The 20,393-nt window shown below is 47.7% G+C and carries 18 protein-coding genes; 2 read left to right on the forward strand and 16 right to left on the reverse strand.

The window, feature by feature from the left end; genetic code table 11:
• Position 1: 1 nt before the first annotated feature.
• Positions 2–1,648 (reverse strand): phosphate ABC transporter permease PstA, encoded by a 1,647-nt coding sequence (pstA, locus tag DI392_RS03195; protein ID WP_109318550.1) that lies wholly within the window; start codon positions 1,646–1,648, stop codon positions 2–4.
• A gap of 39 nt (positions 1,649–1,687) precedes the next feature.
• Positions 1,688–3,892 carry an ABC transporter permease subunit gene (locus DI392_RS03200; RefSeq protein ID WP_109318551.1) on the reverse strand — a complete coding sequence of 735 codons (2,205 nt, stop codon included), beginning with the start codon at positions 3,890–3,892 and terminating at the stop codon, positions 1,688–1,690.
• Positions 3,893–4,154: 262 nt separating this feature from the next.
• On the opposite strand from DI392_RS03200, the gene ppk1 reads away from it, so the two are divergent.
• Together ppk1 and ppx are read left to right on the forward strand one after the other, a co-directional pair.
• On the forward strand, positions 4,155–6,248 hold the full coding sequence (gene ppk1, locus DI392_RS03205; protein WP_109318437.1) for a polyphosphate kinase 1: 2,094 nt from the start codon (positions 4,155–4,157) through the stop codon (positions 6,246–6,248).
• A 3-nt stretch (positions 6,249–6,251) separates the two neighbouring features.
• Complete coding sequence (ppx, locus tag DI392_RS03210) at positions 6,252–7,760, forward strand: exopolyphosphatase (RefSeq protein WP_181388350.1); 1,509 nt, start codon at positions 6,252–6,254, stop codon at positions 7,758–7,760.
• Positions 7,761–7,876: 116 nt separating this feature from the next.
• On the opposite strand, the gene ndk is transcribed toward ppx, so the two are convergent.
• The 14 genes from ndk to secD form a co-directional block, all read right to left on the reverse strand.
• Positions 7,877–8,311 carry a nucleoside-diphosphate kinase gene (gene ndk / locus DI392_RS03215; protein WP_109318438.1) on the reverse strand — a complete coding sequence of 145 codons (435 nt, stop codon included), beginning with the start codon at positions 8,309–8,311 and terminating at the stop codon, positions 7,877–7,879.
• A 70-nt stretch (positions 8,312–8,381) separates the two neighbouring features.
• Positions 8,382–9,674, reverse strand: a complete 1,293-nt coding sequence (gene pepB, locus DI392_RS03220) for an aminopeptidase PepB (RefSeq protein ID WP_109318439.1) — start codon at positions 9,672–9,674, stop codon at positions 8,382–8,384.
• Positions 9,675–9,854: 180 nt separating this feature from the next.
• Positions 9,855–10,055, reverse strand: coding sequence for a Fe-S cluster assembly protein IscX (gene iscX / locus DI392_RS03225; protein ID WP_109318440.1), 201 nt, complete (start codon positions 10,053–10,055; stop codon positions 9,855–9,857).
• 21 nt (positions 10,056–10,076) lie between these two features.
• Entirely contained in the window at positions 10,077–10,415 is a 339-nt protein-coding gene (fdx, locus tag DI392_RS03230) for an ISC system 2Fe-2S type ferredoxin (protein ID WP_109318441.1), read from the reverse strand.
• A gap of 46 nt (positions 10,416–10,461) precedes the next feature.
• Positions 10,462–12,315: a Fe-S protein assembly chaperone HscA gene (gene hscA, locus DI392_RS03235; protein WP_109318442.1), complete on the reverse strand. Its 1,854-nt coding sequence runs from the start codon at positions 12,313–12,315 to the stop codon at positions 10,462–10,464.
• 75 nt (positions 12,316–12,390) lie between these two features.
• Positions 12,391–12,891 carry a co-chaperone HscB gene (gene hscB / locus DI392_RS03240; protein WP_109318443.1) on the reverse strand — a complete coding sequence of 167 codons (501 nt, stop codon included), beginning with the start codon at positions 12,889–12,891 and terminating at the stop codon, positions 12,391–12,393.
• Between the two features lie 3 nt (positions 12,892–12,894).
• A complete protein-coding gene (gene iscA, locus DI392_RS03245; protein WP_109318444.1) occupies positions 12,895–13,218 on the reverse strand; it encodes an iron-sulfur cluster assembly protein IscA in 324 nt (107 codons plus the stop codon).
• Positions 13,219–13,251: 33 nt separating this feature from the next.
• The gene (gene iscU / locus DI392_RS03250; protein WP_109318445.1) at positions 13,252–13,635 is read right to left on the reverse strand and encodes a Fe-S cluster assembly scaffold IscU; all 384 of its coding nucleotides are present in this window, start codon (positions 13,633–13,635) and stop codon (positions 13,252–13,254) included.
• Between the two features lie 33 nt (positions 13,636–13,668).
• Positions 13,669–14,883, reverse strand: coding sequence for an IscS subfamily cysteine desulfurase (locus DI392_RS03255; RefSeq protein ID WP_109318446.1), 1,215 nt, complete (start codon positions 14,881–14,883; stop codon positions 13,669–13,671).
• A gap of 30 nt (positions 14,884–14,913) precedes the next feature.
• Positions 14,914–15,423: a Fe-S cluster assembly transcriptional regulator IscR gene (iscR, locus tag DI392_RS03260; RefSeq protein WP_109318447.1), complete on the reverse strand. Its 510-nt coding sequence runs from the start codon at positions 15,421–15,423 to the stop codon at positions 14,914–14,916.
• Positions 15,424–15,524: 101 nt separating this feature from the next.
• On the reverse strand, positions 15,525–16,250 hold the full coding sequence (gene trmJ, locus DI392_RS03265) for a tRNA (cytosine(32)/uridine(32)-2'-O)-methyltransferase TrmJ (RefSeq protein WP_109318448.1): 726 nt from the start codon (positions 16,248–16,250) through the stop codon (positions 15,525–15,527).
• A gap of 134 nt (positions 16,251–16,384) precedes the next feature.
• On the reverse strand, positions 16,385–17,188 hold the full coding sequence (gene suhB / locus DI392_RS03270) for an inositol-1-monophosphatase (RefSeq protein ID WP_109318449.1): 804 nt from the start codon (positions 17,186–17,188) through the stop codon (positions 16,385–16,387).
• Positions 17,189–17,557: 369 nt separating this feature from the next.
• Positions 17,558–18,505: a protein translocase subunit SecF gene (gene secF, locus DI392_RS03275; RefSeq protein WP_109318450.1), complete on the reverse strand. Its 948-nt coding sequence runs from the start codon at positions 18,503–18,505 to the stop codon at positions 17,558–17,560.
• Between the two features lie 9 nt (positions 18,506–18,514).
• Positions 18,515–20,368, reverse strand: coding sequence for a protein translocase subunit SecD (gene secD, locus DI392_RS03280; RefSeq protein WP_109318451.1), 1,854 nt, complete (start codon positions 20,366–20,368; stop codon positions 18,515–18,517).
• Between the last annotated feature and the right edge of the window lie 25 nt (positions 20,369–20,393).

Genomic DNA, 20,393 nt, shown 5'->3' on the forward strand with positions numbered 1-20,393 from the left:
TCTACTCCTGTTCCAGAATACGGTATTTTTCACGCAGGTTATTACGAATCTTAATCGCCGTTAAATTCAAACCGACGATAACGGTAACCAGCAAAAATGACGTGGCATACACTAAAGGCCGTGCCGCTTCAATATTGGGGGACTGAAAGCCAATATCATAAATATGATAACCCAAATGCATAAATTTACGCTCAAGGTGAACGTAGGGGTAATTCCCGTCCACCGGCAGACTCGGTGCCAGTTTGGCTACGCCCACCAGCATCAGAGGAGCCACTTCCCCGGCAGCCCTTGCAACAGCCAGGATCATCCCGGTAATAATCGCCGGACTCGCCATCGGCAGTACAATTCGCCACAAGGTTTCAAACTGTGTCGCCCCTAATGCCATGGAACCATGACGAACAGAATTCGGGATCCGGCTTAACCCCTCTTCAGTGGCAACGATCACAACAGGCAATGTAAGCAGCGCCAGTGTCAGAGCAGACCATAGCAAGCCAGGTGTCCCAAACGTTGGTGTAGGCAGCCTTTCCGAGTAAAACAACTCATCGATGGTGCCACCAAGGGTATACACAAAAAAGCCCAACCCAAAAACGCCATATACGATTGATGGAACCCCCGCTAGATTGATTACAGCGATACGGATCAGGCGGGTAAAGGCACCGTTTTTTGCGTATTCGTGCAGATAGACTGCCGCGACTACCCCCAAAGGCATGACGATCACTGACATCACCATGACCAAAAATACCGTCCCGAATATGGCAGGAAAAACGCCCCCTTCAGAGTTTGCTTCTCTGGGGTCGTCCGTTAAAAACTGCTTTACCTTTCCTGCCCAATGAAAAAGCTTCTGGCTAAAGCTCATATTATTCGGATACCAGGCATCTAAAATAACCCCGAGAGAGAGTCGGGTTTTCCCTCCGGTCATATCTTCGACAATCACAGCTTCGGTCTGCAGTCTCTCACGCAGAACATCAAGTTTGGCCTCTGACTCCGCTATTAACTCATTCAGCGCGGTTTTCTTACGGAAAAAAGTATCCAGATAAGCATCATTCAACTGGTGATTGTATTCACGTTTTTGTTTTTCCATCAGAAGCTGACTCAGTTCCCAGCCCTGCTGACGTATCTCTGACTCAGAAATACGATCTATTTCATCGCGTATCGTAGTAGCAAAATCGATTCCATGCCGTAAATGCATAGCAACATCAGAGTGGTACAAGCCACTTTCCGTTTCATAGGCCACAGGTTTTCCGAAAAAGTCCCCCCCTCTGACGCGCTCTATCACCGCCCATTCTTCCGGCTGTACAGGTGTACTCAGTTCAGACTGAAGTACCGTGATAAAATCAAGAGGATACCGTTCTCTGTTGGCAATTTTTATATTCAGGCGATCAACCTCTCCCTGCTCCTGAACCTCATCCGGCAGATCACTGTCAGCCTCAAAGAGATGCTCAACCGGGATTGCATCTTTCTGATACACAATCCCGACGATACGCTTCCCATTCATATTCTGCCATTCATATAAAGGCGCAGGCCAAAAGTAAGCCAGACCCTTCCAGCCGATAAGTAAAAGCAGACCAAGAACAGCAACAAGACTGATACTTACCGCTCCCCCTGTCAGCCATATCCATGGCCGGCCCGATTTTATCCAGTCAGTCATCAGCATAACTTATCTGACTCTCATCATAATTTAATCACCCTACAGAGAACGGTACTTATCACGCAGACGTTGCCTCACCATCTCAGCCAGAGAGTTAACGGCAAAAGTAAATATAAACAACAGCAGTGCTGCCAGGAACAACAAGCGGTAATGCGCATTACCGACTTCGGACTCGGGCAATTCAACCGCAATGGTCGCTGAGAGACTGCGCATCCCTTCAAAAATGTTCCAGTCCAGTATCGGTGTATTACCCGTTGCCATCAGAACAATCATGGTTTCTCCCACCGCTCGTCCCAGACCAATCATAACGGCAGAAAAAATGCCGGGACTGGCAGTCAGCAGTACGACATGTAACAGTGTTTGCCACTGAGTCGCCCCTAAGGCCAGAGAGCCATCAGTTAAGTGTTTAGGTACCGAGAAAATAGCGTCTTCTGCGATAGTAAAAATAGTCGGTATCACAGCAAACCCCATTGCAACCCCCACGACCAGTGCATTACGCTGATCAAAATGAAGCCCCTGTTCAGCCATAAACAGCCGGATATCTCCGCCAAATAGCCAGCGCTCTATATCACTGCTCATTTGTATCGACAGATACCCAAGCGCCACCACAACGGGAATAAGGATAATGCTGTGCCAGCCATTAGGCAGCCTCCTGAGAAGCGGGCGAGGAATGACAGACCAGAGCGCGGCAACCAGAATAAAGCCCAACGGCATAATCACCGCCATCGCCACCACCCCAGGCAGTGCACGCTCAATAATCGGAGCCAGCCATAACCCGGCCAGAAAACCAATAATAACGGTTGGCAACGCTTCCATTATCTCAATCACCGGTTTGACCACTCTTCGCATCGGTGCCGACATAAAATAGGCAGTATAAATCGCACCACATACGGCCAGCGGCACAGAGATCAGCATAGCAAACATCGCCGCTTTCAGTGTCCCGAACGCCAGAGGGATCAGGCTGAATTTCGCTTCAAAGCTGTTATCAGCAGACGTCGACTGCCAGACATAATCCGGCTCCGGATAGTTTTCGTACCACACTTGAGTCCAGAGTGACGAGAAAGAGATTTGCGGGTATGGGTTGTCAACTTTATGGATAGCCAGCTGTGTGCCGTAATCCGCTATCAGGTAGTTCTCATTACCTGATATTGCAGCCAGTTCAGGTAAATGCTGGTAGACCTTTTCAGATAACACCCGGTTTTCATTCGTTGTATGGATATTTTCCAGCGTTCCGTCGGCGTAAAAAGCGTAGAATCCTTTACGGTAAATGTCAGGCAGAATAAACCTCAGTCCGGGTTCCAGAGCAAACTCCCGGATAAAGGTAAGTTTTCGTTCGCTGTTTTTCAGCACATCAAACCACTGGGATACCGAATGATTGGCATGAGTAATAAGCACTGACTGAGCCCCCGCCAGCAGGTTTAAAGCGAGAGGCTTTCTTTCATTACCGGCTCGGGAAACATCCACCACTTCCCGGACAAAAAAACCGTCATCCTTTCTGACGGACACAATCAGAGAATGACCCGATAATATAAATAGCTGCATGCCATCAGGAGAAAGCTGCATTGCGGTAACGGGTTCTGAAATATCCGGCATAAACAATTTGCGGATACCACTTCCCTGCTCATCGGCCAGAATAGCGGTCAGTTTCCCATCACTATTTTGTGCGACAAATACCCCTTGATGGTTATCCTGAACCAGAGCAAACGTAAGCTTCTGCAGTGGCTTCGCTCTATCATCAAGTAACACCGGGTTTCCATTGTTAAAGAAATCAATATCTGGCGAGGATACCCGTCCGGAGTCAGTATATGACACGGTATAATGAGGTCTGGCAACGACTACCCCACCTTGAGAGTCACCAAAGGCAAACCACCCCTGAGCCGCATTACCCTGAGCAAACACACCTGCATTCTTTACAATGCGGGTCTGGGTTAAAACTTTTGCCGTATCAGGTTCAAGACTGAGATAGGAGAGCTCACCTGACTGGCTGATTACAAAGCCATTTTCACCATAATCGTCCACCCCCAAAGCAAGCGTATTCTGGTCGTGAGAATAGTCTACAGTTGTCACCGGCTGAATGGACGCCCCCGAAAAAATGGGTAACGCAATCGAAGAGAGATAGAAAAAGAGTAGTAATAAAGCAAACAGGACACCAACGCCACCAGTTGTCACTGCCAAACGCGCAATACGGTCTTTGATATACCGAGATTTATCCCGCGCTTTTAGTGAGAACTCAGTGTTTGGCATAGATTCCATCGTCTCCGGATCAAAACTTACAAATGATATGTCGATTACGTGACATTTATATTACATCAACTTGCTAACATCCTGAAAATAACACTAAGATAAGCTTACGGGAGGAGCAATGAAATATTTTTGTAACAATAAAAGCCTACCTTTCCTAACTTATACTTAAACTACTAAAATAAGGTTAAATTCAACCTTTAGCGCCAAGATCTGGTAGTTCCTCTCATTTTGTATTCATCGCTTAACAATGTCGGAAGGTAACATGAGCGCAGATAAGCTGTATATTGATAAAGAACTAAGCTGGCTTTCTTTCAATGAACGAGTGTTGCAGGAGGCGGCCGATAAAAACGTTCCTCTTATAGAGCGGGTCCGCTTTTTAGGGATATTCTCAAACAACCTGGATGAATTTTATAAAGTTCGCTTCTCAGACGTAAAACGCCGTATATTGATCAAGGAAGAACAAGGCAGAGCAGAAGAAGCGAAGACGCTTCTGGCAGCCATGCAGTCGGAAGCCGCCCGGCTGGATACCCGGTTTAATGAGCTATATAACGAAATTCTGCTGGAAATGGCAAGACGTGGCATTTTTCTGGTTAATGAAACGCAACTGACAGAACACCAGCAGACCTGGGTCAAAAAATACTTCCGTAAAGAAGTTCTGCCACACCTGACGCCTTTGCTGATGACAGAAAAAATCGATGTTCTTCAATTCCTTAAAGATGAGTATGCCTATCTCACCGTTGAAATGAAAAACAATAGTGTCCCAAAATATGCACTGTTAGAGATACCGACAGATATCCTGCCCCGCTTTATTATGGTGCCGGAAGAGAAAGGCAAACGCAGAAAAACCATCATCCTGCTGGATAATATCATCCGCTTCTGTCTGGACGATATTTTCCGCGGCTTCTTCCAGTATGACGAACTGGCTTGCTACGCAATGAAAATGACCCGGGATGCAGAATATGACTTAGGGTTTGAGATTGAACACAGCCTGTTGGAACAAATGTCAGAAGGGGTAAGCCAGCGCCTGACAGCGATGCCGGTACGTTTTGTCTACGAAAAAGAGATGCCAAGAGCCATGCTGCAGTTTTTGTGTGACGCTCTGAAAATATCTAACTACGACAGCCTGCTTCCGGGCGGACGCTATCATAACTTTAAAGACTTTATCGGTTTCCCGAATGTAGGCCGCAAGTATCTGGAAAACAAACCATTACCACCGGTTACCAGCGCTGATTTTGACAACTATGACAACGCATTTGACGCTATCAGGGCGCAGGATATTCTGCTGAACTACCCATATCATACCTTTGATCACATTACAGAACTGGTTCGTCAGGCTTCTTTCGATCCAAAGGTAAGAAGCATCAAGATCAATATCTATCGGGTAGCAAAAAACTCCCGGTTAATGAACTCGCTGATCGATGCGGTTCACGCCGGTAAAGAAGTGACCGTTATTGTCGAACTTCAGGCTCGCTTTGATGAAGAAGCGAATATCGAATGGTCTAAGGTTCTGACTGAAGCGGGCGTGCATGTACTGTTTGGTGCTCCGGGCTTAAAAATTCACTCCAAACTGCTGTTGATTTCTCGCAGGGAAGAAGGTGAAATTGTCCGCTATGCGCACATAGGTACCGGTAACTTCCATGAAAAAACCGCACGTATCTACACTGACTTTTCTCTGCTGACCGCCGACCCTGACCTGACCACGGAAGTGCGTAATGTTTTTGGCTATATCGAGAACCCATACCGTCCGGTGAAATTTAATCACCTGATCGTATCGCCACGAAACTCCCGTACTCAGTTATATAAACTGATCGACAATGAAATAAGCCATGCCAAAGAAGGCAGAAAGTCTGGGCTAACCATAAAAATTAATAACCTGGTAGATAAAGGACTGGTGAGCAAGCTCTATGGTGCCAGTGCTGCCGGTGTTAAAATCCGCATGATTATTCGTGGCATGTGCGCTCTGGTTCCCGGCATAAAAGGCGTCAGTGACAACATTGAAATTATCAGTATTGTGGACCGTTTCCTGGAGCACCCGCGTGTAATTATTGCGGAAAACGGTGGCGATGATAAAGTGTATATATCCTCTGCTGACTGGATGACTCGTAATATTGACCATCGTATTGAAGTTGCCGCTCCAGTCCGTAGTGAAAGGCTCAAAGCCCGGATCAGAGATATCATGGAGATTCACTTTACCGATACCGTCAAAGCTCGCCGTATTGATAAAGAACAGTCAAACTCCTATGTGCCTAGGGGTAACCGGAAAAAAATTCGCTCTCAGCTCGCTATCTATGACTACATAAAACAAGTAGAAAAACAGACCAGAAAGCGTAACGAGAAAAATAAGGAAAACAGTTAGACGATGAATGAAAAAATGGGACTTCAAAGACGACAAATTGCAGCGATTGATCTGGGCTCCAACAGTTTTCATATGGTGGTAGCCAAAGTTGTCGGAGAAGACCTGCAGATAGTAAGCCGGCACAAGCAGCGCGTCCGGCTTGCATCTGGCCTTAATGACCGGAAAATACTGGATGAGGAAGCGATACAGAGGGGGCTGGACTGCCTCGCCATGTTCGCTGAGCGGTTAAACGGATTCGAAGTGGAAGATGTCCGGATAGCGGCGACCCACACCCTGCGACAGGCGGTGAATGCCCACGAATTTATGTTACGGGCACACGAGATCCTCCCTTACCCCATAGAGGTGATACCCGGTATTGAAGAAGCCCGGCTTATCTACCTTGGCGTTGCTCATACGCAACCAGAATCAAAAACAAAATTCGTGATAGATATCGGCGGCGGAAGCACCGAAATGATCATTGGTCAGGAGTTCGAGCCTGAACTGGTAAACAGTAAACAAATGGGTTGTGTCAGTTACACAGACCATTTTTTTGCTAACGGCAAGCTATCAAAGAAAAACTTTACCGCCGCCAATTTCGCCGCAGAACAACGCCTCGAGTCTCTCGCGTCGGCCTATAAAAAACGCGGCTGGGATGCGGCCTTAGGTTCATCAGGCACGATTAAAGCTATCCGGGAAGTCCTTATCGGTCTTGGTTATGAAGACGGAGTCATTACGGCTAAACGAATGGATAAGCTTATTGAGACACTGTGTGAGTTTGACAATATCGACGACATTAAGCTGCAGGGACTGACAGATGAACGTAAGCCGGTTTTTGCTGCTGGAGTCGCTATCTTAAACGCTATCATCAATACACTGAAAATTGAAAGCCTGCACTTTTCCGACGGAGCCCTTAGAGAGGGGCTTCTGTATGAAATGGAAGAGCGTTTTCAACGCTCAGATATCCGCATGCGGACAACGGAAACACTGGCCAAAAAACACAGTGTAGACATGAATCATGCCGATAAAGTACGCAAGCAGGCCAATAAACTGCTTAAACAATTACTGTCTAAGTCTGAGATCGAAAAAAACAGCGAGTTAGTCGACCTGCTGGGCTGGAGTGCCCTATTACACGAGGTCGGACTCAGTATTGCCTATCAGGCCTTCCATCGTCACTCTGCTTATATTCTGCGTTACACCAATATGCCCGGGTTTAACCAGGAACAGCAGCTGGTTGTGTCAACTCTGGCCCGTTTTCAGCGTAAAGCGCTAAAACTAGGGGAAATGCCGGAATTTAACCTGTTTAAAAAGAAACATATTATTCAGTTAATCAGAGTACTAAGGCTGGCGATTGTACTGAATGGTCAGCGAAATGATGAGCCTCTTCCGGAGATTTCGCTGATTATTAGTGACAAAGACTGCTGGCAGTTGGAGTGCGCAGACAGTGACTGGCTGGAAGAAAACAAACTATTGGCGGCTGATTTGGCAACTGAACAGGAGTTCTGGCAACGCGCGGACTGGTGCCTGGAGTTTTAAAAAATAAGTAGAATACAGAGCGGGGCTAGACGCCCCTTTAGAATTTCCTCGTTCCCATGCTGGAGCATGGGAACGAGGAGGCATCATAAATATAATACCGCTTAACCATTAATAGCTTACTCTTCCGGTCTTGGACAAATCTCTGCATCCGGGAAGAAAAAGGCAATTTCGCGAGCAGCCGATGCCGGGCTGTCCGCACCATGAACTGAGTTATAACGCATGCTCAGTGCATAATCAGCGCGTAATGTCCCGCAAGCAGCGTCTTCCGGATTGGTTTTCCCCATCAGCTCACGATAACGTTCAACGGCATTTTCCCCTTCAAGTACCTGAACCATAACCGGGCCAGACGTCATAAAGGCTTTCAGTTCCGGGAAAAACGACTTTTCTGCGTGCTCGGCATAAAAACCGGCGGCTTGTTCATCAGTCAGGTGCAGCATCTTTGCCGCAACAATTCTTAATCCGGCTTTTTCTATGCGATGGTAAATTTCACCGATCAAATTACGTTTTACCGCATCCGGTTTAATGATCGAAAACGTTCTTTCTACTGCCATAAGTTTTCCTTTTGTTCTGATTTATCAGGCGGCAACCCGCCTGATATTTATTATTTGGATTGGATAGCGATTATTTGGCCTGTTCAGCCAGAAGACGAGCCAGAGTACGGATCCCCATGCCTGTCGCACCGGCTGACCATTTATCATTAGCAGTCTTACGGTAAGTGCCTGAACAGTCAAAGTGCAACCAGCCTTTTTTGTGATCCTTAACAAAATAAGACAGGAATGCCGCTGCCGTGCTCGCCCCCGGAGCATAATCACCACTGCTGATGTTAGACAAATCAGCAAAGCTGGAAGGCAACATGCCACGATGGAAATCCGCCAGAGGAAGCGGCCACAATCCTTCTTTCTCTTCATTAGCTGCCGTTAAAGCAGAATGAGAGAGCGCATCATCAAAACTCAGCAGAGCATGGTAATCATTCCCCAAGGCATTCTTCGCGGCACCAGTCAGTGTGGCACAGTCGATGATCAACTGAGGTTCCTGCTCACTGGCATACAGCAGACCGTCTGCCAGTACCAGACGCCCTTCCGCATCGGTATTCATTATTTCAACGGTTTTGCCATTCTTATACTTAATGACATCACCCAGCTTCAGAGCGCGCCCAGAGACCATGTTTTCAGCGCAGCATAGGATCAGTTTCACACGTTTGTTCAGGCCACGTAAAATCGCCAAACCCAAACCACCGGTAATGGTACCGGATCCCCCCATATCGGCTTTCATGGAAGACATAAAATTCGATGGCTTCAGGCTGTAGCCACCAGAGTCAAACGTAATGCCTTTACCGACCAGACACGCATACACCGGCTCATCAGGGTTGCCTGTCGGGTTATAATCCAGTTGCAGCATCGCTGATGTACGCTCAGAGCCTCGGCCTACCGCAAAAATACCTTCCCACCCTTCCGTCAGCAGATCTTTGTCTTTTACGATACGGTAAGTCACATTATCCGGGGACAGGGATTTAATAAACTCACCTGCCATGGTGGCCAGTTGGCGCGGTGCCACTTCTTCCGCTGGTTTGTTGATAATGTCACGAACCCAGTCAGACACTTTAATACGGGCTTCCAGCTCAGCCTGTTCGGCTTCAGCCAGAGGAGCCCATTCCACGTTATTGTGATTCTTTGGTCCACGGAATCCTTGGTAGAATGCCCAGACATCTTCCAGCTTCCAGCCTTCTCCCTGCAAAGAAACCGATTTAATTCCCTGATTATCAAGCTTGCGGGCGGCACGCTGAATAGCCCCAAACTCATGATCAGATTCAACATGAATCGTGGCACCATTGTCGGTAAAAGAAATAATGGCTTTGTCACCCCACTGCGGTGCAGCAGGCTGATTAGAAATGATTACTGACATCTGTTCAGACATGATATCTCCTTGTTTTACTTTTTTGTTCTTGTCTTTGTTTTTCGTGATAATTCTAAGATACTAGAGCGAAAGTGTTACAAACAAAACATAAGGGGCAAAAGCCCCTTATGTTTTCATGGAAAGTGTTAACTCTCCCTAATTATAGAGAATGAAACGCTTCATTTCCGAGCGCTATCCCCGTTAATCCACTTCATCCATCCAGCATAGGATTATCGCCTCTAATATTTTTTCATTAGAGTGTTTCGGATCATCATCAAACTCTTCCAGTTCTGTAATCCACTGGTATAAGTCGGTAAAGCGCACCGTTTTTGGATCCGTATCCGGAAACTGCTCGCACAGTTCAATAGCAATCTCTTGTGAATCTGTCCATTTTAGTCCCATAGCACGACTCCTCCTGAGCAATTAATGCTCTTCAGCAGCATGGTTCACTGTGTATTTAGGGATCTCGACCACCAGATCTTCATCCGCAACTTTGGCCTGGCAGCTTAAACGCGACTCAGGCTCCAGTCCCCATGCTTTATCCAGCATATCGTCTTCCAGCTCATCACTCTCTTCCAGAGAATCAAATCCTTCCCGGACAATAACGTGACATGTAGTACAAGCGCAGGACTTTTCACAGGCATGCTCAATAGCAATACCATTTGCCAGCGCTACATCTAAAACTGTTTCACCTTCTTTGGCCTCTAGCACGGCCCCATCAGGACACAGTTCTTCGTTCGGTAATACAATAATCTTTGGCATAAATGTACTTCTCCCCTACCCGGACTACACAAAAATCCGGCAGGACTTATAATTCATCGACAGAGTGGCCGGATAAGGCCGTACGGATTGATGCATCCATACGCCGGGATGCAAACTCCTGGCTGGCTTTGTCTGTTTCTTTTATTCCCTGCTCAATAGCATCGGCATCATCGCCATTGCGCAGCTCAATCAGTCTTTCCACCGCTTTGACCAGCGCCTGCTGCTCCTGTTCATTCAGCAGGTTATCCCCATCTTCCTGAAGCGCAGCAATTAAACCTTCGATAACTCGATCAGCTTCTACTTTCTGCTCTGCCAACGTTCTGGCCTGCATATCTTCGCGGGCATAGGTCATGGAATCTTTCAGCATTCCGGCTATTTCATCATCACTCAGCCCGTAAGATGGCTTCACCTGAATCTCCGCCTGAACACCGGTACTTTTTTCCATCGCTGTCACCGAAAGCAGGCCATCGGCGTCCACCTGATAAGTCACGCGAATATGAGCAGCACCAGCGGCCATAGGCGGAATACCTTTCAGAGAAAAGCGGGCCAGGGAGCGGCAGTCGTCAACCATTTCCCTTTCACCCTGCAGAACATGCACCAGCATGCCTGTCTGTCCATCTTTAAAGGTAGTAAATTCCTGAGCCCGGGCAACCGGAATCGTGGTGTTACGCGGAATAATTTTCTCGACCAGTCCCCCCATGGTTTCAATACCAAGGGACAGCGGAATGACGTCCAACAGCAGCATATCTGAATCCGGTTTGTTTCCGGCCAGAATATCAGCCTGGATGGATGCACCGATGGCAACAACTTCGTCCGGGTTAATGCGGGTCAGCGGCGTGCGGCCAAAGAACTCTCCGACCATTTCGCGTACCAGTGGAGTACGGGTTGACCCCCCCACCATCACCACTTCAATGACGTCACCGGCATCCGTCTGAGCGTCTTTCAATGCACGCCGGCAAGACATCAGGGTTTTCTTCACCAGAGGACGGATCAGCGCATCCATCTGCTCCCGGGTAAAGGTGCCAGTCCAGCCATCAAGGGACACCTCTGTCGTCTCGGCATCCGTTAATGCGATTTTGGCCGCTGTCGCAGCATCAAGAACGGCCCGATTCTGCTCGGCTGTCAAAGGGGTGTCGATTCCGGCCTCGGCAATAAAGTGATCCGCTATCAGGTGATCAAAATCGTCGCCGCCCAGCGCAGAGTCACCGCCGGTCGCCATTACCTCAAAGACCCCTTTAGACAGGCGCAGAATAGAAATATCGAAGGTACCGCCACCAAGGTCATAAACGGCAATAATGCCTTCCTGACCCGAATCCAGACCATAAGCGATAGCCGCTGCTGTCGGTTCATTTAACAAACGCAGTACCTTCAGCCCGGCCAGCTTAGCCGCATCTTTGGTACCGGCACGCTGTGCATCATCAAAATAGGCCGGAACAGTGATAACCACACCTTCCAGTTCGCCGCCCAGGCTCTCTTCCGCTCTTTCTTTCAGAGCAGTGAGAATATCAGCGGAGACCTGAATCGGGTTTTTTACTCCGGCATTCGTATTCAGCAGAGGCAGGCCATTATCGCTGGCAGTAAACTGATAAGGTAAAGAAGGATAACGCGTCTGAATATCGTCCAGAGAGCGGCCAATAAGGCGTTTCACCGACATGATGGTATTAGCCGGATCAAACTGAGCCTGCTGACGGGCTGCATCACCCACCACTTTTTCTCTGTCTTGCTGATAACGTACAACCGAAGGGAGAATCACTTTACCACTATGATCCGGCAGAGGCGTCGCTTCGCCGCTACGTACTGTGGCTACCAGTGAATTTGTCGTACCTAAATCGATACCTGCAGCCAGTTTTTGCTGATGGGGGGCAGGACTTTGTCCCGGTTCTGCGATTTGAAGTAACATTACACGTCCTTTTCAAGTAGCTTCGCCAATTATACTAATGCTTCATTCAGGCATATTGCCGAACTTAGCTTTAAGCTACAACAGCCGTTCTTCTACCTGTTCAATTTCTGTTTTTAATTTTTCGATAAATTTGAGTTTCCGAACCCGATCCGCAGCCAGTTCCCACTGAGACTGGTTTAGCTCCTGCTCAAGCTCATTCATCTGCTGTCGGGACATTCTGCTGACCTTGTCTTCAAAATCAAACAGAGCCTGATCGTCGCGGATCTCTTCCAGCTCTTCCCGAAGTTCCATCTGCTCCATCAGAAACATGGGATCCTGCAGAGTCTGTTTCTCGCCGTGCATTTCGATACCGTTCAGACTCAACATATATTCTGCTCGGTCCAGCGGAGATTTTAATATCTGGTAGGCGTCATTAATCTGAGCGGCTTTCTGTACCGCCATTAAACGGTCACGCTCCGAAGATGTGGCATAGTTATCCGGATGGAAACGGCGCTGTAGTTCTCGGTATTGAGAAGCAAGAAGGCTACCATCCAGTTCAAACTGAATTGGTAGCCCGAAAATATCAAAATAGTTCATGAATTAAACGTTAAAACTTTCACCACAACCACACTCGTCTTTGACGTTAGGGTTGTTAAATTTGAAACCTTCATTCAGACCTTCACGGGCGTAGTCGAGTTCGGTTCCGTCAAGGTAGACCAGGCTTTTCGGATCAATAATTATTTTTACACCATTGGTTTCAAAGACCTGATCTTCTTCATTCAGTTGATCAACAAACTCAAGGACATAAGCCATACCAGAACAACCGTTGGTTTTCACTCCGAGACGCAGACCAATACCTTTGCCTCTGTTGTCGAGAAACGCTTTTACCCGGCTCGATGCCGCTTCTGTCATGGTGATAGCCATAATTAACCTTACTACTGTCCTTTGTTTACTTGATTACTGGTCGTGCTTTTTCTTGTAGTCAGAAACAGCGGCCTTAATCGCATCTTCTGCCAGGATCGAGCAGTGAATTTTCACAGGTGGTAATTCAAGCTCTTCTGCAATTTCTGCATTTTTGATGGCAGCTGCTTCATCAATCGATTTACCTTTTACCCACTCTGTTACCAGTGAACTAGAGGCAATCGCAGAACCACAACCATAAGTTTTAAACTTAGCATCTTCGATAATACCTTCCGGTGTTACCTTAATCTGCAGTTTCATTACATCACCACATGCAGGTGCACCGACCATACCGCTGCCTACATTTGGATCTTCTTTATCAAATGAGCCTACGTTACGTGGGTTCTCATAATGATCGATTACTTTATCACTGTAAGCCATAACTTTACCTCTGTTAAACCTCTTCCGTGAAGATTAATGATGAGCCCACTCAACGGTGTTCAAATCAATCCCTTCTTTGTACATATCCCAAAGCGGAGACATTTCTCGTAATTTATTTACCGCCAGGTGAATTTGCTCTACTGCATAGTCCACTTCTTCTTCCGTTGTTGAGCGACCGAAAGAGAAACGAATAGAGCTGTGTGCCAGTTCATCATCCAGGCCAAGAGCACGCAATACATACGATGGCTCAAGGCTTGCAGATGTACAGGCTGAACCTGAAGACACCGCAAGATCTTTCAGAGACATCAGCAGTGACTCACCTTCCACAAACGCAAAACTGATGTTCAGGTTTTGTGGCAGACGCTGTTCCAGATCACCATTGATCGTCACAGCTTCAATATCTTTTAATCCTTCCAGCATACGGTTACGCAGTGCCAAAGCATGCTCATAATCGTTCTGCATCTCTTCTTTTGCAATACGACATGCCTCGCCCATACCGACAATCTGATGAGTCGGCAGCGTACCTGAACGGAATCCGCGCTCATGGCCACCACCGTGCATCTGGGCTTCCAGACGAATACGTGGTTTACGGCGAACATACAGTGCACCAATACCTTTCGGGCCGTAAATCTTATGCGCAGACAACGAAATCAGGTCAACTTTCATATCCTGTACATCAATCGGCAGTTTACCAGCTGACTGAGCCGCATCGACATGGAAGATAATCTTGCGTTCACGGCATAATTCGCCAATCGCTTTGATATCCTGAATGACACCGATTTCGTTATTAACATGCATGATAGAAACCAGAACAGTGTCATCACGCATAGCGGCTTTTAATTTTTCCAGATCAAGCAGACCATTGGTTTCAGGCTCCATATAAGTCACCTCAAAACCTTCTCGCTCAAGCTGACGACAGGTATCCAGAACCGCTTTGTGCTCGGTTTTACAGGTAATCACATGTTTACCTTTTTTACCGTAGAAATGTGCGGCACCTTTAATCGCCAGGTTATCAGATTCTGTTGCGCCTGAAGTAAAAATAATTTCTCTTGGATCTGCATTCAGCAAATCGGCAATCTGTTCTCGAGCGGTATCCACTGCTTCCTCAGCCTGCCAGCCATAACGGTGTGAGCGTGATGCCGGATTACCGAATGTTCCGTCCATGGTCATATAGTTGACCATTTTCTCGGCAACCCTTTTGTCTACCGGGCATGTTGCTGAATAATCGAAATAAATAGGCAGTTTCATCTTCTACTCCAGTGTGTGACTTTACCGCGATTAAGATCGCGCATTGGCACTAATTGTTGTTGTGCTGATTGTGCTGTTTGGGGAAAACCCTTGCTTCATCGCAAGGTCCATTTCTCGTTGTTCTGATATTTCCAGCACTTCGTTGTCGCGCATAAGCTGTCCCAGAGTGATACCATCCAGAAACTCGCTAATACGGCTGCTGAGATCACGCCATAGCGTATGTGTCAGGCAGCGGGCACCGTCACAACAGTCACTCTTACCCGCACATCGGGTAGCGTCGACAGTTTCATTGACTGCGGCAATCACCATCCCTACGGAAATAGCGTCAGCCTCTGTTCCTAACAGATATCCACCACCTGGCCCGCGGACACTCGCAACCAAACCTGATTTACGAAGCTTGGAAAAAAGCTGCTCCAGGTAAGAAAGGGAAATACCCTGACGCTCAGAAATATCAGCCAGTGGTACCGGACTCTCCTGTGAATGGAGTGCCACGTCCAACATAGCGGTTACGGCATATCTTCCTTTCGATGTCAGTCTCATAATCACACCTGCTTCGCTTCAAATAAATGACCTACTAGAAGTGTATCTATACCCGACCAATTTAGTCAAGTATTTATTTGACTAAATTACTCAGGTATTTGTCACTTTGATTTGACTGACTTTTCTATGGACGTGAGAACTCCCCGAAGAATATTAAGTTCCTGATTTTCCGGACGGGCGCGACTAAAAAGTCGACGCATCTTATTCATCACTAAATTAGGCTTATCTCTGGAGATAAACTGGGTATCCGTAATCACTTTTTCAAGGTGTTGATAAAATAATTCCAGCTCTTTATGGCGAGGGTAGTCCTCATCACTTTCACTGTAATCCTGCTTCTGGCGCTCAAGAAATGCCATCCGCACCTCATAGGACAGCGTCTGTACCGCCATCGCCAGATTCAGGGAACTATATTCAGGGTTGGCAGGAATACAGACATGATACTGGCACGTCTGCAATTCATCGTTGGTCAGACCGGTTCTCTCCCGACCAAAGACCAGTGCTACCGGGTGCTTTTCGCTTTCAGTGGCTAACTGCACACCACACTCGCGCGATTCCAGCATAGGCCAGTCCAGAGTACGAGAACGGGCACTGGAGCCAACAACCAGCCCACAGTCTGCAACCGCCTCTTCCAGAGAATGAACAACCGTCGCATTCTGAACGATATCTGTCGCTCCCGCAGCCAGAGCCATTGTCTGCTCATCCACTTCGCATTTAGGGTCAACCAGAACCAGATTGGTCAGCCCCATAACTTTCATAGCCCGTGCGGCTGAACCTATATTTCCGGAGTGAGAAGTACCGACTAAAACGACTTTGACATTGTTAAGCATAAGCTGATGGGTTCCCTTGGTTAAAACCGGGAAATGATAGCATTAAATAAGAGAGATGAAAGTAATAAGAGAGGTGAAAGTAAAACGAGGGGGAAGGATTAAGGGGGAAATGATTTCCCCCCTTATCAAAACAATTACTTCAGAATCGCATCATTACCGTTTTCACGGATGTGCTTAAGCATTGCTTTTACACCACGGGCACTTGAGCCCACAATGTTTCCGGAATCCATATAGCTGGTACCGCCGGAAAAGTCAGTCAGGATAGCACCGGCTTCACGAGCAATCAGCTCACCAGCCGCCATGTCCCAAGGCTTCAGACCCAGCTCGAAGTAGCCATCAACACGGCCAGCAGCCAGATAACACAGATCCAGAGCTGCAGAACCGGTACGACGGAAGTCTGCACAGTCTACGAATAGCGCAGAAACGATCTTCAGATAAGATTCAGAATGCTGCTTTTGTTTAAATGGGAAACCTGTCGCCAGTACAGTGCCGCTCAGATCTTTCACCTGATTAACTCGGATACGGGCATTGTTCAGTTGAGCACCACCACCACGTTGAGCGGTAAACAGTTCATTCAGCATTGGATCATAAACACAGGCAACTTCTGTCTTACCGTTCATGCGAACAGCAATAGACACGGAAAAATGCGGGAAACCTTTTACAAAGTTAGTGGTGCCATCCAGAGGGTCGATGATCCATTGAACTGCTTTATCTTTACCTTCGATAACGCCGTTTTCTTCCGCAACGATACAGTGCTCAGGGTATGAGCTTTTGATTGTATCAATAATCAGCGTTTCAGCTTCTTTGTCTACGTTTGTAACAAAGTCGTTTGAGCCTTTCTGAGAGGTTTCGATTTTCTCAGCGTTTTCCAGTGATTTAGCAATATGATTGCCTGCTTTTCGCGCAGCGCGAATAGCAATATTAAGCATAGGATGCATACAATTTTTCCCAACGGATGTTAAAGAACAGAAAGCGGTGCGGAGTATATCAGAGTTTTATGAAAATGGAAGTGGGTAATTTTTATTCAGTTTATCTCTGAAAGTTCTTCAAATAACGAACCAGACAGAAACCGAACACAGACACGCATAACTTTTTGATCATCTGAATGGATGTGGTGGAACAAACATACTTGGGGCATGGATGCCCAAGTTTAAGCGTACAGGGATGTCTTGAGCGGTTTGTGGAACCATATTCATTCAGATCAAAGAGGTTTTTCCGTTTAATCCCCCTTAAACCAAAAAGGAGAAGTGCTGCTCGCACTTCCCCCTTTAAGTTTCATTTCAGGTTAGCCATAAACCTCTTTCAGGTTACGGATAATCCTCAAATTCAGCGCCTTCTTTTTCCACCTGTGGCGGCATCAGGTGTTCACGTGTGATACCCAGTTTCAATGCCAGCGCCGAAGCCACATAGATTGAAGAGTAAGTACCCACAGTGATACCCAGCAGCAAGGCCGTAGCGAAACCATGAATCATAGCCCCGCCCTGAGCGAACAGTGCGATCACCACAAACAGCGTCGTTGCCGATGTGATCAGTGTACGGCTCAGTGTTTGGGTAATGGAATTGTTCATTACCTCAGGCGGCTCTCCTTTACGCATTTTGCGGAAGTTTTCCCGGATACGGTCAAATACCACAATGGTATCGTTCAGCGAGTAACCGACAACGGTCAGCAATGCGGCTACGATGGTCAGATCCACTTCGATCTGCATGATAGAGAATACGCCCAGGGTGATAATCACATCGTGCGCCAGTGCCAGTACCGCACCCGCCGCAAGACGCCACTGGAAACGAACCGATACGTACAGCAGGATACAGATCAGCGAAGCCAGGATAGCCAGGCCACCGGCCTCAGTCAGTTCATCGCCGACATTAGGGCCCACAAACTCAATACGGTGCATTTCTACATGGTCACCAGTACCTTCCTGCAGAGCGGTCAGGATCTGGTTACCCAACATCTCACTGGAAGCCCCCTCGCGAGGGCGCAAACGCACCATCACATCGCGAGCAGACCCAAAGTTCTGCACCGTCGCATCACCAAAGCCTTTGGCTACCAGCGAGGTACGAATATCATCCAGATTCGCCGGCTGTTCAAAGCCAACTTCAATCAGGGTTCCGCCGGTAAAATCCAGTCCCCAGTTCAGCCATTGGGTTGAAAGGGTAAAGATGGAGGCAGCAATCATCACCAGCGAGAATACAAATGCCAGTTTCGACCAACGCATAAAGTCGATCATTTTGTCTGCTTTCATTATCTGAAACATAACTTTTCCTTAGATCGACAGCTTGTTAACGCGTTTTCCGCCGTACAGCAGGTTAACCACACAACGGGTACCTACAATAGCAGTAAACATAGAGGTCAGAATACCGATAGACAGAGTAACGGCGAAGCCTTTGATTGCACCGGTACCCACAGCGAACAGAATAATTGCTGTAATCAGCGTGGTAATGTTCGCATCGGCAATCGTACTGAATGCATTGGCATAGCCCTGATGAATCGCCTGCTGCGGATTACGTCCGTCGCGAAGCTCTTCCCGGATACGCTCGAAGATCAGTACGTTCGCATCCACGGCCATACCGACCGTCAGTACGATACCCGCGATACCCGGCAAGGTCATTGTTGCGCCCGGAATCATCGACATCACACCGATAATCAGAACCAGGTTAGCCACCAGCGCCATATTGGCAATAAAGCCAAACTTACGGTAGTACACCAGCGTAAACAGCATGACTGCAACCATACCCCAGATACATGCCTGAATACCCATATCGATATTCTGCTGCCCCATAGATGGACCGATAGTTCGCTCTTCCACGATGGAAATCGGCGCAATCAGAGCACCGGCACGCAGAAGCAAAGCAAGGTTATGGGCTTCAGCCACTGAGTCGATACCAGTAATCCGGAAGTTACGGCCCAATGCAGTCTGAATGGTCGCCTGATTAATCACTTCTTCGTGCTTAGACAGAATAACTTTACCTTCCGGCGTTTTGCGGCCACTGTCTTTGTATTCAGCAAATACCGTTGCCATCAGTTTGCCCACGTTCTTTTTCGAGAACGCTGACATTTTGCTGCCACCTTCGCTGTCCAGAGAAATGTTCACCTGTGGGCGACCATATTCATCCGTACTGGAGCTTGCATCAGTAATGCTCTGACCACCAAGAATAACGCGTTTTTTCAGCACCACAGGGCGGCCATCACGGTCGGATTTCAGTTCGCTACCAGCAGGAACCCGTCCATTCGCAGCAGCAGCCAGATCGGCTTTATCATCAACCTCACGGAATTCCAGTGTGGCTGTCGCGCCCAGAATCTCTTTCGCTCGTGCGGTATCCTGCACACCAGGAAGCTCAACCACGATACGGCTGGCACCCTGACGCTGAACCAGAGGTTCGGCAACACCCAGTTCGTTTACCCGGTTACGCAGGATAGTGATGTTCTGCTCTACCGCATAGTTGCGAATTTCTTTCAGGCGAGCTTCCAGGAAAGTGGCTTCCAGTGCGAAGCGGCCATCGGCCTCAGACTCGACAAATGTCATATCCTGATGTTTGGCTGTCAGTACTTTTCTCGCCTCGGCCAGTTGTTCTGCATTACGCAAAAGAACTTCAACACCCTGATCTTTCTGACGAATCGCACGATAACGGATTCTCTCTTCACGCAATTCGCTGCGGAATGCCTCTTCCTGCTGCCCGACCAGTTTTTCCATCGCGGCGTCCATATCCACTTCCATCAGGAAGTGCACACCACCACGCAGGTCAAGACCGAGTTTCATAGGAGCAGCACCAATAGAGTCAAGCCAGTCTGGCGTTGAAGGCGCTAAGTTCAGAGCAACAACAACATCTCTGCCCAGCGCTTCGCTGATAATGTCGCGGGCACTTATCTGTGTGTCGGTATCATTAAATCGGACCAGAATTGAACCGTCTTCAAGAGTGACGGATTTTCGGGAAAGACTCTCTTTATCAAGAGCGTCGGTGACGGTATCCAGAGTTGACAGATCAACTGAGGCACCACGTGCCCCAGTTATTTGAATCGCCGGATCCTCACCGTAAATATTAGGAAGCGCATACAATGCACTGATAGCAATGATGAACACCACCATCAGGTACTTCCATAACGGATAACGGTTTAGCACAGCATGAATCCTTAAGCTGTTTTAA

Source organism: Vibrio albus (assembly GCF_003144035.1).
GTDB lineage: Bacteria > Pseudomonadota > Gammaproteobacteria > Enterobacterales > Vibrionaceae > Vibrio > Vibrio albus.

Bases quoted from the DNA above. Each gene is read 5' to 3' on its own strand.
- pstA (WP_109318550.1), bottom strand. From the start codon at position 1,648: ATGACTGACTGGATAAAATCGGGCCGGCCATGGATATGGCTGACAGGG.
- DI392_RS03200 (WP_109318551.1), bottom strand. From the start codon at position 3,892: ATGCCAAACACTGAGTTCTCACTAAAAGCGCGGGATAAATCTCGGTAT.
- ppk1 (WP_109318437.1), top strand. From the start codon at position 4,155: ATGAGCGCAGATAAGCTGTATATTGATAAAGAACTAAGCTGGCTTTCT.
- ppx (WP_181388350.1), top strand. From the start codon at position 6,252: ATGAATGAAAAAATGGGACTTCAAAGACGACAAATTGCAGCGATTGAT.
- ndk (WP_109318438.1), bottom strand. From the start codon at position 8,311: ATGGCAGTAGAAAGAACGTTTTCGATCATTAAACCGGATGCGGTAAAA.
- pepB (WP_109318439.1), bottom strand. From the start codon at position 9,674: ATGTCTGAACAGATGTCAGTAATCATTTCTAATCAGCCTGCTGCACCG.
- iscX (WP_109318440.1), bottom strand. From the start codon at position 10,055: ATGGGACTAAAATGGACAGATTCACAAGAGATTGCTATTGAACTGTGC.
- fdx (WP_109318441.1), bottom strand. From the start codon at position 10,415: ATGCCAAAGATTATTGTATTACCGAACGAAGAACTGTGTCCTGATGGG.
- hscA (WP_109318442.1), bottom strand. From the start codon at position 12,315: ATGTTACTTCAAATCGCAGAACCGGGACAAAGTCCTGCCCCCCATCAG.
- hscB (WP_109318443.1), bottom strand. From the start codon at position 12,891: ATGAACTATTTTGATATTTTCGGGCTACCAATTCAGTTTGAACTGGAT.
- iscA (WP_109318444.1), bottom strand. From the start codon at position 13,218: ATGGCTATCACCATGACAGAAGCGGCATCGAGCCGGGTAAAAGCGTTT.
- iscU (WP_109318445.1), bottom strand. From the start codon at position 13,635: ATGGCTTACAGTGATAAAGTAATCGATCATTATGAGAACCCACGTAAC.
- DI392_RS03255 (WP_109318446.1), bottom strand. From the start codon at position 14,883: ATGAAACTGCCTATTTATTTCGATTATTCAGCAACATGCCCGGTAGAC.
- iscR (WP_109318447.1), bottom strand. From the start codon at position 15,423: ATGAGACTGACATCGAAAGGAAGATATGCCGTAACCGCTATGTTGGAC.
- trmJ (WP_109318448.1), bottom strand. From the start codon at position 16,250: ATGCTTAACAATGTCAAAGTCGTTTTAGTCGGTACTTCTCACTCCGGA.
- suhB (WP_109318449.1), bottom strand. From the start codon at position 17,188: ATGCATCCTATGCTTAATATTGCTATTCGCGCTGCGCGAAAAGCAGGC.
- secF (WP_109318450.1), bottom strand. From the start codon at position 18,505: ATGTTTCAGATAATGAAAGCAGACAAAATGATCGACTTTATGCGTTGG.